The organism is Hymenobacter sp. ISL-91, from assembly GCF_018613725.1.
Lineage (GTDB): Bacteria > Bacteroidota > Bacteroidia > Cytophagales > Hymenobacteraceae > Hymenobacter.
On the sequence record NZ_JAGGPS010000001.1, the window covers coordinates 23,534 to 37,818 of the forward strand.

Annotated in this window: 11 protein-coding genes; 1 reads left to right on the plus strand and 10 read right to left on the minus strand. The window is 60.9% G+C overall.

The genetic code is table 11. The annotated features are described in order from the left end of the window. Nucleotides 1-64: 64 nt before the first annotated feature. The 7 genes from ruvA to J7E24_RS00090 all read right to left on the minus strand — a co-directional run bounded on the left by ruvA (nucleotide 65) and on the right by J7E24_RS00090 (nucleotide 8,621). The gene (gene ruvA, locus J7E24_RS00060; protein ID WP_215133858.1) at nucleotides 65-670 is read right to left on the minus strand and encodes a Holliday junction branch migration protein RuvA; all 606 of its coding nucleotides are present in this window, start codon (nucleotides 668-670) and stop codon (nucleotides 65-67) included. A 270-nt stretch (nucleotides 671-940) separates the two neighbouring features. After that, nucleotides 941-3,217 carry an NADP-dependent malic enzyme gene (locus tag J7E24_RS00065; protein ID WP_215133860.1) on the minus strand — a complete coding sequence of 759 codons (2,277 nt, stop codon included), beginning with the start codon at nucleotides 3,215-3,217 and terminating at the stop codon, nucleotides 941-943. 169 nt (nucleotides 3,218-3,386) lie between these two features. Further along, nucleotides 3,387-3,983: a hypothetical protein gene (locus tag J7E24_RS00070; RefSeq protein WP_215133862.1), complete on the minus strand. Its 597-nt coding sequence runs from the start codon at nucleotides 3,981-3,983 to the stop codon at nucleotides 3,387-3,389. Nucleotides 3,984-4,271: 288 nt separating this feature from the next. Further along, the gene (locus J7E24_RS00075) at nucleotides 4,272-6,245 is read right to left on the minus strand and encodes a LysM peptidoglycan-binding domain-containing protein (RefSeq protein ID WP_215133864.1); all 1,974 of its coding nucleotides are present in this window, start codon (nucleotides 6,243-6,245) and stop codon (nucleotides 4,272-4,274) included. Nucleotides 6,246-6,444: 199 nt separating this feature from the next. Beyond that, nucleotides 6,445-7,863: an Asp-tRNA(Asn)/Glu-tRNA(Gln) amidotransferase subunit GatA gene (gatA, locus tag J7E24_RS00080; protein WP_215133866.1), complete on the minus strand. Its 1,419-nt coding sequence runs from the start codon at nucleotides 7,861-7,863 to the stop codon at nucleotides 6,445-6,447. Nucleotides 7,864-7,998: 135 nt separating this feature from the next. Beyond that, complete coding sequence (locus J7E24_RS17725; protein ID WP_215133868.1) at nucleotides 7,999-8,376, minus strand: twin-arginine translocase TatA/TatE family subunit; 378 nt, start codon at nucleotides 8,374-8,376, stop codon at nucleotides 7,999-8,001. Between the two features lie 11 nt (nucleotides 8,377-8,387). Then, complete coding sequence (locus J7E24_RS00090) at nucleotides 8,388-8,621, minus strand: twin-arginine translocase TatA/TatE family subunit (protein ID WP_215133870.1); 234 nt, start codon at nucleotides 8,619-8,621, stop codon at nucleotides 8,388-8,390. A 310-nt stretch (nucleotides 8,622-8,931) separates the two neighbouring features. Here J7E24_RS00090 and J7E24_RS00095 point away from each other — a divergent pair, with 310 nt between their 5' ends. Further along, complete coding sequence (locus tag J7E24_RS00095) at nucleotides 8,932-9,888, plus strand: GAF domain-containing DNA-binding protein (RefSeq protein WP_215133872.1); 957 nt, start codon at nucleotides 8,932-8,934, stop codon at nucleotides 9,886-9,888. 380 nt (nucleotides 9,889-10,268) lie between these two features. Here the strand turns inward: J7E24_RS00095 and J7E24_RS00100 are convergent, their stop codons facing one another. The 3 genes from J7E24_RS00100 to J7E24_RS00110 are packed head-to-tail and all read right to left on the minus strand — an operon-like array spanning nucleotide 10,269 to nucleotide 14,215. Beyond that, on the minus strand, nucleotides 10,269-11,639 hold the full coding sequence (locus J7E24_RS00100) for a murein hydrolase activator EnvC family protein (RefSeq protein ID WP_251046936.1): 1,371 nt from the start codon (nucleotides 11,637-11,639) through the stop codon (nucleotides 10,269-10,271). Continuing rightward, nucleotides 11,623-12,393 (minus strand): DUF4292 domain-containing protein, encoded by a 771-nt coding sequence (locus tag J7E24_RS00105; RefSeq protein ID WP_215133874.1) that lies wholly within the window; start codon nucleotides 12,391-12,393, stop codon nucleotides 11,623-11,625. Before J7E24_RS00105 ends, J7E24_RS00100 begins: the two co-directional genes overlap by 17 nt. Continuing rightward, nucleotides 12,386-14,215: a tetratricopeptide repeat protein gene (locus tag J7E24_RS00110; RefSeq protein WP_215133876.1), complete on the minus strand. Its 1,830-nt coding sequence runs from the start codon at nucleotides 14,213-14,215 to the stop codon at nucleotides 12,386-12,388. The genes J7E24_RS00105 and J7E24_RS00110 overlap by 8 nt, the downstream gene beginning before the upstream one ends. Between the last annotated feature and the right edge of the window lie 70 nt (nucleotides 14,216-14,285).

Sequence of the window (14,285 nt, forward strand, 5' to 3'; positions counted from 1 at the left end):
TGGCTTCAGCCCCGTAAGTTCCCTCATTACTAACAGCTAATCACTGACAACTAACAACTAAGGCTTAGCCAGACTTCAGAGCGAATTTAATCAATTCCTCTACCGTCAGGTCGTTGCCGTGCTTGCGCTGAATCTGGTCGAGCGACTTTTCGGCCGCAACCCGTGCGAAGCCCAGCATCACTAAAGCGGCTAACGCCTCCGAGCGGCTGGTATTGTGCGCCTTGGCCAGCGGCACGGTATCGATGCCGGCTTTGGCCAGCAGCTCGTCTTTACGCAGCTTATCCTTCAGCTCCAGAATCACGCGCTGGGCCGTTTTGGGCCCCACACCCTTGATGCTCTGGATGGCGCGCACGTCTTCGCTCACAATAGCCTGCCGGATTTCGCCCACCGACATCGACGACACCATCACGATGCCCGTACCCGGCCCGATGCCCGACACCGAAATCAGCTGCATAAACAGCGCCTTTTCGTTGGGGTCGAGGAAGCCATAGAGCGTCTGCCCGTCTTCCTTGATGTGCTGGTACGTGTAGAGCTTGATTTTCTCGTCCTCGGCCGGCAGCTTGGCATAAGTAGCCAGTGAAATCCGGATTTCGTAGCCGATGCCCTGCACGTCGAGAATGGCCTGGGCGGGGTCTTTGTAGGCGAGCTTGCCGTCAACGTAAGCAATCATGCGGGGTGGGAGAGGAATAGAAACAGGTGGAACCGGCGCAACGCGGCCGTAGCCGCTTTGGTGCCAAGTTAAGGAGTTTAGAAGGGAGTGGAAAGCGGAAGTGGAAAGGACGGGAAACAGAAACGTCATTCTGAGCGAAGGCACAGCCGGAGTCGAAGAATCTCTACCGCCATGCTAACCCTGTTGTCAGGGAATTACCATTGCACGCGAGATTCTTCGACTGCGGCTGCGCCTTCGCTCAGAATGACGTTCTTTTTAAAGCCTATAGAACTACAGCCCCTTATTGCCCGGCTGCTGGGCATCGACTACGGCAATGGCAGTCATGTTCACGATTTCGCGCACCGAGGCGCCCAGCTGCAGAATGTGCACCGGCTTGCGCATCCCCATCAGCACCGGCCCAATCACCTCGGCACCCCCTATTTCCTGCAGTACCTTATAGGCAATGTTGCCGCTGATAACGTTGGGGAAAATAAGTGTGTTGGCCCCGCCGTGGTTGGCCAGCGGCGAAAACGGGTACTGCTCCTGCAGCAGCTCGGGGTTGAGGGCCGTATTAGCCTGCATCTCACCGTCGAGTAGCAGCTCGGGGTAGCGGGCTTTGGCCAGCTCGGTGGCGCGGCGGGCCTTGTCGGGCAGCTCGCCGGGGTTCGAGCCGAAGTTGGAGTAGCTGATAACGGCCACCCGCGGCTCGGCATCAAAGAACTTCACGGCCCGGGCCGTCAGCCCGATGATGTCCACCATTTCCTCGGCCGAAGGGTCGATGTTTACGGTGGTGTCAGCGAAGAAGAACGGGCCTTTTTTATGCTGGATGATGTACATCGAAGCCACCCGCTTGGCGCCCTCGGCCACCCCGATTACCTGCAGCGCGGGCACAATCGACTTGCCGTAGTCCTTGCTCAGGCCCGTGATGAAGGCGTCGGCGTGGCCGGCTTCCAGCATCATGGCGCCAAAGTAGTTCCGCTCGCGCAGCAGCCGGCGGCCCTCGTAGAGCGTGATGCCCCGGCGCTGCCGCTTCTGGTAAAACAGCTCGGCGTACTCTTCGCGCTTGGCTTCCTCGCGGATGATGTCGATGATTTCGCAGCCCTCCAGATCGAGCGAGGTTTCGGCCGCAATGCGCTCAATTTTGTTGCGGTTGCCCAGCAGAATGGGAAAGGCAATGCCTTCCTCGCGCAGAATCTGGGCGGCTTTCAGCGTCTTGTACGTGTCGCCTTCGGCAAATACTACCCGCTTGGGGTTGCTGCGCGCCGCCGATGTAATGCGGTTCATCAGCTTCTGATTCACGCCCAGCCGCGCCCGGATATCGTCCTCGTAACCAGCCCAGTCAGTAATGTGCACGCGGGCCACGCCGCTGTCCATGGCCGCTTTGGCAACGGCGGGGCTAACGGTGGTAATCAGGCGCGGGTCGAGGGGCTTGGGAATGAGGTAGGTGCGCCCGAAGCTCAGCGTATTGTCGCCGTAGGCCCGGTTCACCATCTCGGGCACCGCTTCCTTGGCCAGCTCCGAAAGGGCGCGCACGGCGGCCAGCTTCATTTCCTCGTTGATTTCGGTGGCCCGTACATCCAGCGCGCCCCGGAAAATGTAGGGGAAGCCCAGCACATTGTTTACCTGGTTGGGGTGGTCGGTGCGGCCGGTGGCCATAATCAGGTCGGGCCGGGTGGCCATGGCTATGTCGTAGCCGATTTCGGGGTCGGGGTTGGCCAGGGCAAATACAATCGGGTCGGCGGCCATCTTCAGTAGCAGCTCGGGCGCCAGCACGTTGCCCGCCGAGAGGCCCAGGAACATGTCGGCCCCTTCCAGCGCCTCGGCCATCGTGCTGATGGGCCGGTCGGTGGCGAAGAACAGCTGCATGTCGGCCAGATCGGTGCGGGCCGGCGTAATCAGGCCGTCCTTGTCGAACACCACAATGTTCTCGCGGCGCACGCCCAGCGCCAGGTACAGGCGCAGGCACGAAATGGCCGCCGCGCCCGCCCCGCTCACCACCAGCTGAATCTGTTCAACCTGCTTGCCCACTACTTCCAGCGCGTTCAGCAGCGCCGCCGACGTGATGATGGCCGTGCCGTGCTGGTCGTCGTGCATGAGCGGAATGTTCATCTGCTCGCGCAGCGCCGTCTCAATCCGGAAGCACTCGGGGGCCTTGATGTCTTCCAGGTTGATGCCGCCAAACGTCGGCTCCAGCGACTTCACGATGCGGATAAACTCGTCGGGGTCGGTGGCGTCAATTTCGATGTCGAAGCAGTCGATGCCCGCGAACTTCTTGAACAGCACGCCTTTGCCTTCCATTACCGGCTTGGAGGCCTCGGGCCCGATGTTGCCCAAACCCAGCACCGCCGTGCCATTGCTGATAACGCCCACCAGATTGCCTTTGGCCGTGTACTTGTACACGGCGTCCTTGTCGGCGGCAATTTCCTTGCACGGCTCGGCCACGCCCGGCGAGTAGGCCAGGGCCAGGTCGAGCTGGGTACTCACGGGCTTGGTCGGCACCACTTCAATTTTGCCGGCCGGCGTACGGGAGTGGTAATCGAGGGCGTCCTGTTTGTTTATTTTGAGCATGAGGCAGGGCAGAAGATGAGCTTCCAAAGAAAAGAACAAGGAAGCAAGATGCGGCAAAATGAGCCGGCTTCAAAGGTACATGCCCCGTCCGGAACCGAAAAGCCCCGAACCGGGCAGGGTTCGGGGCGGGCAACAGCCTGGGAAGCGAGCAACTTCCGGCCTCCGGTGCTTAGCGCACGGGCACATTAGCAAATTCGCCGCTGACCACTACCTCGCAGGTGCGGACGGGGCGGGTGGGCATCAATTCGGCGTAGGGGTCGGCCAATTCGTTCAGCTTCATGCTGTACGAGCCGCTAATAACGCCCCGGCCGGTGTCGTAGGTACTAATGGTGAGGTCGCCGGTGGTTTTGTAGGCGCTAGCCTGGTAAGTTCGGCCGGCAAATGCGTTCTGGCCGGTGCCGTAGGTGAGCGTATACGTGGCCTGCGCGGGGTTGGCGGCCTCAGAAACTGACTTGAGCGGGTACTTTCCTACTCTGCCTGGCACAAGTTTAGGGTACTCAATCTGGAAAACGATATGGTCCCCCGCGGGGTCGCCGGAACGGAAGCGAAGCTCCAGCCCATCCCCTCGGTTAAGCGCGGTGCCGGTAATGGCCAACGGAGAATAACTGACTCCCGAAGATTCTGCGCTGGCGGGATAGTATACCATCCGGTCAAGCGTATAGGTGGCATCCGGAGTGGGCTCGGGCGCTGGGTCGGAATCTTTGTGGCAGGCCGCGCCGAAGAACGATGCGGCGCAAAGGCTGGCAAATAGTAGGTATCGGGACATAAGGATGGTTGGATAGGCACTCCCTTGGCAACATCGTGCCAGTAATAGTGTAAAAGGTTCCTCTTCGTGAAATTATTTTAGGTTCTGCGCAATGCAGCTAATTCGAGCCTGCTGCGGCGGGGCCAACGCAAGCTTGGTGCACGAACCGAAGAACCGTGAAGCTCCCGCTAAGGGTGCCGCAGCGCAAAGCCCAACCGCCCGGACACTTCATCACTGCCCAGACGAAAAACGACTACCAGGCCACGAGTTTTTGCGATGCTCATCCGAGCGCACTATCCGCTGTACCAATCAGCCGCCCACCACCAGCTTCTGGCCCGGCTGCACGGCATCCGACTTCAGGTTGTTGAGTTCGCGCAGACGCTGCACCGTCAGGCCCTGGTAGCGGCGCGAGATGTTGTAGAGCGTGTCGCCGGGCTGCACCAGGTGCAACGGCGGCGCAGGAGGCAATGCTGCAGCAGCCGCGGCCGAGGTAGCCGGGCGGGCCGCCCGTCGCACCGGAGCCTGAGCGGCGGCGGCTACGTTGCGGGTCACCTCCGTAAGGTCGGCCAACGCTTCGTTTGCGGCGGCTTCCGGCGGGGCTTTCAGCGTCAGCTCCTGGCCGGGCTGCAACACGTAGCTGCCGAGCTGGTTCCAGGCCTTGAGCTGCGCCACGGTTAGGCCGTTGGCGGTGGCAATCTTCTCCAGAAAATCACCCGGTTTTACCACGTAGCGGTCCGGTACAGTCGCATCGTCGGCAGCGGCTGAAACTGCCGCCACGGCCCGGCGCACCTCGGCGGCCTGTTTGGCCGGAACGCGAGCTGCCGTTTCGGTGGTCGATTCTGGTTCGGTGGCCGGAGCCACCGAAGCGGTTTTAGAAGTGGCTACCCGTGCCGGCACTGCCGCTGACTTAACCACAGCAGCAGCCGAAGCAGTGGTGGCTGCCTTGGCTGCCGTTGGCAACTCCTTGAACAGCACCAGCTGCTGCCGGCCGGCCAGCGAGGTGCTGTTGCCCAGCTTGTTCCAGCGGCGCACCTGGGCCGGACTTACCTTGTAGCGGGCCGCCACCGAATTCACCGTTTCGCCGCGCTTCACCGTGTGGCGCAGTCGCTCGAAGCGTGGCTCGGCCGCTACCGTCGCAGATGAAGCGGCCGTCGGGTTGCGGCCGGGTAATGGCATAACGCCGCTCAGCGCTACCAGGCGCGGAGCCAGCGGGCGGGGCAGGTCGGCCAGCGGGCGGCAGTAATCAAACAGCGCCTCACGGCTGGCTACGGCCAGGGCAGGGCGGGCGCTGGCAGGCACCTTCAGTATGTAGGGGCGGTAGCCGGCCGGCAGGTAGGGCTTGCGCAGCTCCGGGTTCAGGCGCAGCAAAGCCAGCGAATCGGGCGCACCGATGGCCTGGGCCAGGCGCTTCAGGTCGAAGGGCCGCCCGCCCAACTGCAGCGTATCCATGGCCTGGGCATATTGGTAGTTAAGTGTGGGCGCGTGCAGCTGGTGCTCTTTGGCGTACTTCATGGTGTACATGATGGCCGTGAAGGTGGGCACGTAGTTGCGGGTTTCGGCCGGCAGATGGGGGTGCACTTCCCAGTAGGTTTTCTTGCCGGTGCGCTTCACTACACGCTGCATGTTGCCCGCGCCCCAGTTATAGGCCGCCAGCACCATTTCCCAGTCGCCGAACACGCGGTACAAGTAGCGCAGGTGCTTGCAGGCCGCTTCAGTGGCTTTCTCGGGGTCCATGCGCTCATCTACCCAGTCGTCGCGGTGCAGGCGCAGGTCGTTGGCAGTGGGGCCCATAAACTGCCACAGGCCCGTAGCACCCACCCGCGACTTAGCCGTCGGAATCAGGGCCGATTCTACCACGGCCAGGTACTTGAGGTCGAGAGGCAGGTTGTACTTGGCCAGGTACTTCTCGAAAAGCGGGAAATATAGGTTTTCGCGCTCCAGCACCCGTTGCGTGTAGCCGCGCTGCCGCTCGGTAAACAGCTTCACGAAGCTCATCACGTGGTTGTTGAACACGTGGGGTACATCAGTCTCAAAGCAGCTCACCCGGTCGCCCACCAGGTCGCGCAGCTCGGGCGGGGTGCGCAGCCATGCCAGCTTCACCGAATCGGGGGCCAGGGGCGCAGCGGCCAACGAGTCGGGCAGCAGCGGCAACGCAGTCAGCACCGAATCGGACGGCAGGACACTCGGGGCTGTTGAAGTGCCGGGCCGCACCTGGGCCCGGGCGGCGGGAACCAACGTACAGGCCAGCAGAACGGGAGCGGCAAACCGCAGCAACTTCATCATGCTAACTCACTCAAAAGGACAATGGCCGGTAGGCCCCAACGCAAAACGCTGAGCTACAACCCAGCGTTTTGTCAAAAATAGCACAGTTTATCAGAACTCCCAGCCTTCCGACTTAAAGCGGCGCTTCAACAACAAGCCGTTAGCCACTAGCTGACAGGTGTTACCTGCCGTTAGGTGAGCAGAAGCGAGCAGGGTTGAGCTAAAATTTCAACGAGTTGGCAAAAGCCAGCAGCTGCGACTCGCGGAAGGCTCCGGCCAGCACCTGCAGGCCAATCGGGAGGCCCTGCGAATCGAGGCCGTTGGGCACTGAAATGGCCGGCACACCTGCCAAAGAGGCCTGCACCGTGAAAATGTCGGCCAGATACATGGCCAACGTATCCTTGTTTACATCACCAATCTTAAAGGCCGTGGTAGGCGTAGTGGGCAACACCAGGAAGTCGTAGTCGCGTAGCAGCTCGTCGGTTTTCTCCTTGATGAGCCGGCGTACCCGCTGGGCCTTGGTGTAGTAGGCGTCGTAGTAGCTGGCACTCAGTACAAAGGTGCCCAGCAGAATCCGGCGCTGCACCTCGGGCCCGAAACCCTGCGAGCGGGTTTTCTTGTAAAGCGACTCCAGATCCGTCACGTCGGGGGCGCGGTAGCCGAACTTCACCCCGTCGTAGCGGCTCAGGTTGGAGCTGGCCTCGGCTGTGGTCAGAATGTAGTAAGTCGGTACAATGAAGTCGAGGTAGGGAAACTCCACGGCCTCCACCACATGGCCCTGACCACGCAGCTGTTCCAGTGTGGCCTCAGTGGCCGCCTTTATTTCGGGGTTGAGGCCCGGGCGCACCAGGCAGTCCTGGATATAGCCGATGCGGTACTGGGGCGCCGGTGCCAGCTCCTGGCTGTAGGCGGGCACCGGCTGCTGGCTCACGGTGCTGTCGAACTGGTCGGAGCCGGCCATTACTTCGAGCAGCAGGGCGGCATCTTCTACCGAGCGGGTGAGTGTGCCAATCTGATCAAACGACGAAGCGTAAGCCACCAGTCCGTAGCGGGAAATACGCGAGTACGTGGGCTTAAAGCCCACAATGCCGCAAAAAGCTGCTGGCTGGCGCACCGAGCCGCCCGTATCGGAGCCAATCGAGGCCAGGCACATATCGGCCTGCACGGCCACGGCCGAGCCACCCGACGAGCCCCCGGGCACCCGGTCGGGGGCCAGGGCATTGCGAACCGGACCGAAATAGGAGGTTTCGTTGGAGGCACCCATGGCAAACTCGTCGCAGTTCTGGCGACCAATTAAAATGGCGTCCTCATCGAGCAGCCGTTGCACGGCCGTACCGGTAAACAACGACTTGAAACCGTCCAGAATGCGGCTGCTGCTTTGCAGCGCGTGGCCTTCGTAAGCCAGTACATCCTTCAGCCCGATAACCATACCGGCCAGCTTGCCGGCGGTGCCGGCGGCCAGCTTGGCATCAACGGCTACAGCCTGGGCGCGGGCCTCCTCGGGCCACACTTCCAGAAAAGCATTGAGGTTTTCCTGCCGGGCAATACTGTCGAGATAGTGCTCAACCAGTTGCTGGCACGAAACAGTGCCGGCGGCTAGTTCGCGGCGTACTTCGGAAAGGGAATCGAAACGTCTCAAGACGAAGAAATTAAAGAGGAGGCCTGCGAAACGAGGCGGAAGCGCGAAAATAGCACCCTCACCGCTAAAAACAGAACCGCCGGCAGATTTTGGCTGCCGGCGGTTCGGGTATGATGGAGCTTAAAGCGGCTGAAACTAGCTCGTCTGGTCGAGGCGGGAGCGTTCGGGCTCGGCGGCCGGCGACTGTGGCGTTACCACGGGCGCAATGCCACCGTCCATGGGCGGTGCAATAACAGGGGCTGCTTCGGCTACCGGCGCAGCGGGCTGGTAGGTCTGCTGTGGCTGCTGCTCCTGAAACTGCTGCTGGTAAGGCTGCTGGGCCGGCTGGCCGTAGTTCTCTACCTCGCTGCGAATCTCGCGCGAGGCGTCTTTGAACTCGCGGATGCCTTTACCCAGCCCGCGGGCCAGCTCAGGAATCTTATTGGCTCCGAAAAAAATCAGGATGACGACCATGATGAGCATCAACTCACCACCACCAAGGTCACCTAAAAACAGAAGAACGGGCATTTGCATAGCGAAAGGGGTTATGAGCGGGGCGCAGCCGGGTCGTTGGGGTTAGCCGGGTTTACGGGCCGGTCGCGAAACTCGGGCTTCTCTTCCTTCGAGGCATCCTTGAACTCGCGGATTCCCTGGCCCATGCCGCGGAACAACTCCGGAATGCGCTTGGCCCCGAAGAGCAGAATTATGGCTAGGCCGATAAGTAGCATTTCGGTGCCGCCAAGGCCTCCGATTCCGAGCAAGAGAGTGGCAAAGTTCATATGAAGCAGACCCGGGGGCCAGAATTAGAAGGTCAAAGGAGAGTATACGCAACCCATACGCGGGTAGATTGTAAAGGTACCCCATAATTTGAAAAACAGTTCCGTCAGTCCGGCCATATCGATGCGCTTGGTACAGCCAGCCGCGTTTTTTCAGCCGGTACTTAACTCAGGCAAAGAACCCGACCAGTAAAGGAGGCTATTGATCCGGTAAAAAGTGCGCTTTAGCGGTTTCACCCAATTCAAACGGGGAGTACTGTGTTATTTAGTGGTGACAGAAACCCGTTTTCCTTTTATAATTTACTGCCATATTATGCTATTGGAAGAAGCCACTTCCTCACCCAAGACGCAGGCCGGTCTTTCGCGGGCGCAGGAAATTCGGCGCCTTACGGCCCTGCAATCCTATGAAATCCTGGATACCACCCAGGAAGCGGCCTTCGACGATTTGGCGCGGCTGGCCTCTGTGATATGCAATACGCCCATCTCCCTGGTTTCGCTGCTCGATGGTGAGCGGCAATGGTTTAAAGCCCGCACCGACTGCCGCTGGCCTGCCAGTACGCCCCGCGAGTTGGCTTTCTGCCACTATGCCATTCAGGGCGATACGCTCTACGAAGTAGAAGATGCTGCCTGCCACCCCTCGTTCGAGCACAACGAACTGGTAACCGGCGAGCCCCATATCCGCTTCTATGCCGGCTACCCTTTGCTCACGCCCCAGGGCGATGCGCTGGGGACACTCTGTGTTATCGATACCGTGCCTCGCCGCCTAACCGATGGCCAGCGCGATGCCCTGGCCGTGCTGAGCCGCGAGGTGGTAGCCCACCTGGAACTGCGCCGGGCGCGCCTCGAACTGGAGCAGGAGCGCCGCAAGCTCGACGACCTGCTGCGCCTGGCCAATGATACGGCCGAGAGCCTGTACCTCAGTAAAAGTCAGAACGAAGTCTTTATCAAGCAGGATAGCAAGCTGTTGCGCTTAAAGACAGCCGATATCCGCTATGTTGAGGCGCTGGGTGACTACGTGAACATCTACGCCGGCCCCGAGCGGTATACTATTTACAGCACCATGAAGGAGCTGGAGTCCCGGCTGCCGGCTCGCGACTTTGCCCGGGTGCACCGCAAGTACATCGTGCGCCTCGACCGGATTATTGCCATCGAAAGCGACGCGCTGCTGGTAGAGGCCGACCGTGGTGCCGAGGCTGGTCCCAGCCTGCTGCCCGTGCCCATTGGCAACTCATTTAAGGCCGGGCTGCTAAGCCGGCTTAACCTCGTCTGAGCCGGTTGGTTTGAGCGCAACGCACGAATTGCGCTTTTCGCCGAGAGAAAAAGGGTATTGGGCGAAATTGACAATGGGTGGGCCTGGCCCTCCAGTATCTTTCGTCTGGTTATCGGGAGTTTACCCTACCAGTGGCGGCTAGTTATAGCCGCTCACCGGTAGCAGGGGATTCCGGTAGCTAAGTTTGTTTTCATAGCTCGGAAAGCCCGGTTCCCTTGGATCCGGGTTTTTTTATTGCGAAGCTGTGTAGAAAGTAGCTGGAATCAGTTAGCACGTCATGCTAAGCGCAGCCGAAGCTAGAACGTTCTTTTGCCTTTCTAAACAGACTCCTGCTCAAGCATGGCGGGTGGTTGGCGATAATCAGGCCTCATTACCAGTGCTTACTTGCGGCCAAGCCAGTTCTCGGGGTTGAGGTTGGCACTGTTGCGCCACACCTGAAACTGTACTTCGGAGGTACCCTCGGCGTTGGTCGAAACCGTGCCCAGGGTCTGGCGGGCCTCAACGGTCTGGCCCTCGCTCACGCTCACGCTACGCAGCTTGGCATACACCGTAAAATAGTCGCCGTGCTGCACCATCACGATGTTGCCCATGCCCGGCACGCTGGCCACAGTAAGCACTTTACCACTGAACACAGCCCGAACCGACTCGCCGGAGTTGGTCTGGATGTCGACGCCGCGGTTCTCGACCACCACGTTTTTGAGCACCGGGTGGTTGTGGCGGCCGAAGCGCTGGCTGATGAAGCCTTTGCCTACGGGCCAGGGCAGGCGGCCCCGGTTGTCGGTGAAGGAGGCCGCCAGTTTGGCCGTTTCGGGCGTCAGCGTTACGCGGTCGGTGCGTTCGGCCCGGGTGGCGGCAGCTTCTTCGGCGGCGGTAGTGGCGGGGGTGCGCGAGGTGGCACCGGGGCTGCGGCCGGCGTTGGCCGCCACCTCGGCGGCACGGGCCTTGGCTGCGGCCCGCCGCGCAGCTTCGCGGGCGGCGCGGGCAATTTCTTCGCGTACGCGCAGCGCAATCAGGTTATCGAGCCGGCTGATGGCCCGCTGCCGGTTGGCCAGCTCCTTGCGCAGGCCTTCCTCCTGCTGGGTGAGCTTGGTAATCACTTGGTTCTGCTGCACTTTCAGCGTAGTCAGGGTCTTTTTTTCCGAGAGCTGGGTGCTCAGCAACGAGCCTTTCTCCTGGCGCTGCTGCTGCAGGCCGGTTAGCTGCCGGCCCAGGCGCTGTTGGGTTTGGGTGATCTGTTGGGCCTGGGCCTGGCGCACCTCGGTATACTGTCGGATGTAGCGCAGGCGCAGCAGGAACTGATTGAACGACTCGGCCGCAAACAGAAACATGAGGCGGTTGTAGCCGTTGGCCGTTTTCGAGCCTGCATAAATCAGGCGGGCGTACTCGGCCTTGAGGCGCTCTAGGCGCTGGCGCGTCTGTTGCACCTGGCCTTCGGTCTGCTGCACGTCGCCTTCAATGTAGCGCAGCTCCGAGCTGATGTTTTTGATGACGCCCTGCTGCACCACCAGCTTTTCCTGAATGGCGTTGAGCTGCCCCACCGACGCCTGCTTTTTCTGCTGGGTCTGGGCCAGAATGCGGCTGGTTTCCTTGATGCGCTTGAGGTTGGCGCGCCGCTCGCGCTCCAGCTGGGCTTTGCTTTTTTTGGCGGCAGGAGCTTTTTTTTGGGCCAGTGCTACCGGGGCTGTTGGGCCAACCAGTAGCAGCAAGAGCAGCAACAGCAGCAGCCGGCCGGTTTTACTTCTTGCGTGCATAGCCTTTGGGTACGGAAAACGGGAATTGCAGGCGGCCCTTATCCAGATTGACGTCTCGGTAAGTGAGCGTGACCTGAGTAGGGGGCTGCTGGCGCTGCTGCACCTGCACCTGCGTTTCGAAGGCGAAGGGCTGCGGGTTGCTTTCGAGCTGGCGGAAATCGGCGTAGTCGACCGTTACCTGGTTGGCCTGTACCGAGTCCTGCACCAGCAGCTGGCGCGGGCGGCCCTGGGCCAGATCGACGAGCTGCATAATCAGCAGGCCCGCCTGCTCGTAGCGCACGCGCTGCACCGTACCCTCGGTGGTTACGGCCGGCTGGGTGTCGGGGCTGATGGGGGCCAGGTAGTTGCCCAGCAGCAGCGCCTGCAGCATATCGAAGGTAACGGGCACATTCAGCCGCTGGCTCAGGTAGGCAAAGTCGCCCGCGTAGTACTCGCGGCGCAGTTTATCAAGCACCTGCACCGAGTCGCGGGTGATGTAAAGCCGCGCGCCCTCAATGCCCAACAACGACGCCGACAGCCAGATAGCACTGTCTTTGCGCATCCGCAGGTTCACGTTGGCGCTCTGGTCGCCAAACTGGGCTTTGCCCTTGGCCGTCATGTACTGGAAATCGAGGTTAACGGCCTTCACAGTTTCCGGCACCGGGTTGGCGGCCGAAGGTTGAGTGGCAGTCGGCAGCAGCTTTTTGGTGCAGCTGCCGAGTAGTAGCGGCAGGGCCAGCAATACGCTCAGCAGCAGCGCGGGGCGGTTATTCATACAGCTTCTTGTCCTTTATTTTTCGGTTGATGAGCGCCGAGGCCCCGCCCTTCTGGTTGGCCCGCTGCCACTCGGCTACGGCCTTCTCCTTGTCGCCGAGCTGAAACAGTACGTCGCCGTAGTGCTCGACAATAGTGGCGTCGGAGGAGTAGCGCAGGGCAGTTTCAAGGGCCCGGCGGGCACCAGCGTAGTCTTTCAGCTGGTACAGTACCCAGGCGTAGGTGTCGAGGTAGGTAGGGTTTTCGGGGAACTGCTTCACCAGCTTGCCCGCCATTTCCTTGGCCTTATCCAGCTTTTCGCGCCTTATCGACAGAAAGTAGCTGTAGTTGTTGAGGGCCTGGGCGTTGTTGGCATCGAAGGTCAGGGCTGATTCGTAAGCGGCATCCGACTTAGGGTAATCCTTCAATTCGTGGTACACATCGCCAAGCTGGGTGTCGAACTGGGCTAGTAATTCGGGGTTGTCGGTGGCCAGCTTCCGGCCGTACTCAAACGACTTAACGGCCCTGGCTGGCTGTTTTTCCAGCTGATGGCCGACGCCGTTGTAAAACCAGAGCGGTGCCTGATTCGGAAACAGCTCCAGTGCCTGCGTGGTATGGGCCAGCAGCGAATCGGTCTGGCTCAGTTCGGCGTCAATCAGCACCACCTGCTGCCAGATCTGGTAGCGGGAGTTATCGAGGCGCAGGGCCCGCAGGTAGCTGGCGCGGGCGGCCGCCCGGTTGCCGGTTACAATTTCGATGTCGCCGGCAATGGAAAAGGCTTTGGCCTCGCGCGGATGAACCCGCATGGTAACGGCCGCCAGGTCGCGGGCCATTTCATTCAGGCCGGGGTCGGGTAGCTGCTTCAGGTACTCAATCAGAATGCGCACCTTGTCGTCGATATCCAGGCTGGGGCTCTCGAAGGCTAGTTTCAGTTGCCGCTCCGACTCGGGCCGGTTGTTCTGGAGCCGGTATACGTCGGCCAGAATCATGCGGGCCCGGGGGTTGTCGGGGTCGGTTCGCAGGGCCTGGTTGGCCACCCGCACGGCATCCTCGAAGCGGCGGTTGGTGGCGTACAGCTGGGCCTGGGCCAGCACGTAGCGCGGCTCGTCGGGGTTCGATTTAATGAGCGACTCGCCTTCCAGCAACGCTTGGTCGAGCTTGTTCTGGCGCAGGTAAATCTGCTGTTTCTTAAACGATATTTCGTCCTGGGGGCCAAATTTCTGCTCAGCCTGCCCAAATGTTGTCAGGGCTTCATCGAGCCGGCCCTGGGCCACGTACAGGTCGGCCAGGTTGAACAGGTAGTAGTTGGAGTCGGGCACCCGCTCGATAAGCGCGGTATACACGTTGGTGGCCTCCTCGTACTGTTTCTGCGAGGTATAGATCTGGGCCAGCAGCAGGTAGTAGTAGGCGTTTTCGGGGGCCAGTCGCACGGCAGCCCGGCCAAAGTTGGTGGCATCCTGCAGGTTGCCACTTAGCAGGTTGGCCTCGGCAATCTTGTAGTTCACGGCTGCATTGCCCGGGTTCAGTGCATAGGCTTTCAGCAGGCGCTCCAGGGCCTTGTTGTAGTCTTCGAGCAGCACGTAGCGCACGCCATCCACAAAGTAAGCCTCGCTCATCTCACGCTCTTTAGGGGTGAGCACCCTCGGCTGCCGGGCGGCTTCATCGAGCATGGCGCGGCGAGCCAGTTCGCGGCGCTCCTTGCGGCTGAGCTTGCCCGGTTTGGCTTCCGGCTTGCTCTCGGGCCCGGCTTTAGCTGGCAGGGCGGGCTTACGCTGGGCGTACCCGGGCCCGGCCAGCAGCAGGCTCAACAGGAAGGGCAGCAGCAACGCGCGGAAAAGAGCCATAGAGGAAGCAGATAAGCCCGGAACAAGGGCCTGCCGTGAAGATAAAGAAAAGGCCGGCGGCCAGCTATAA

Excerpts from the sequence above, each read along its gene's own strand:
- ruvA (WP_215133858.1), bottom strand. The coding sequence starts at position 670 with ATGATTGCTTACGTTGACGGCAAGCTCGCCTACAAAGACCCCGCCCAG.
- J7E24_RS00065 (WP_215133860.1), bottom strand. The coding sequence starts at position 3,217 with ATGCTCAAAATAAACAAACAGGACGCCCTCGATTACCACTCCCGTACG.
- J7E24_RS00070 (WP_215133862.1), bottom strand. The coding sequence starts at position 3,983 with ATGTCCCGATACCTACTATTTGCCAGCCTTTGCGCCGCATCGTTCTTC.
- J7E24_RS00075 (WP_215133864.1), bottom strand. The coding sequence starts at position 6,245 with ATGATGAAGTTGCTGCGGTTTGCCGCTCCCGTTCTGCTGGCCTGTACG.
- J7E24_RS17725 (WP_215133868.1), bottom strand. The coding sequence starts at position 8,376 with ATGCAAATGCCCGTTCTTCTGTTTTTAGGTGACCTTGGTGGTGGTGAG.
- J7E24_RS00090 (WP_215133870.1), bottom strand. The coding sequence starts at position 8,621 with ATGAACTTTGCCACTCTCTTGCTCGGAATCGGAGGCCTTGGCGGCACC.
- J7E24_RS00095 (WP_215133872.1), top strand. The coding sequence starts at position 8,932 with ATGCTATTGGAAGAAGCCACTTCCTCACCCAAGACGCAGGCCGGTCTT.
- J7E24_RS00100 (WP_251046936.1), bottom strand. The coding sequence starts at position 11,639 with ATGCACGCAAGAAGTAAAACCGGCCGGCTGCTGCTGTTGCTGCTCTTG.
- J7E24_RS00105 (WP_215133874.1), bottom strand. The coding sequence starts at position 12,393 with ATGAATAACCGCCCCGCGCTGCTGCTGAGCGTATTGCTGGCCCTGCCG.
- J7E24_RS00110 (WP_215133876.1), bottom strand. The coding sequence starts at position 14,215 with ATGGCTCTTTTCCGCGCGTTGCTGCTGCCCTTCCTGTTGAGCCTGCTG.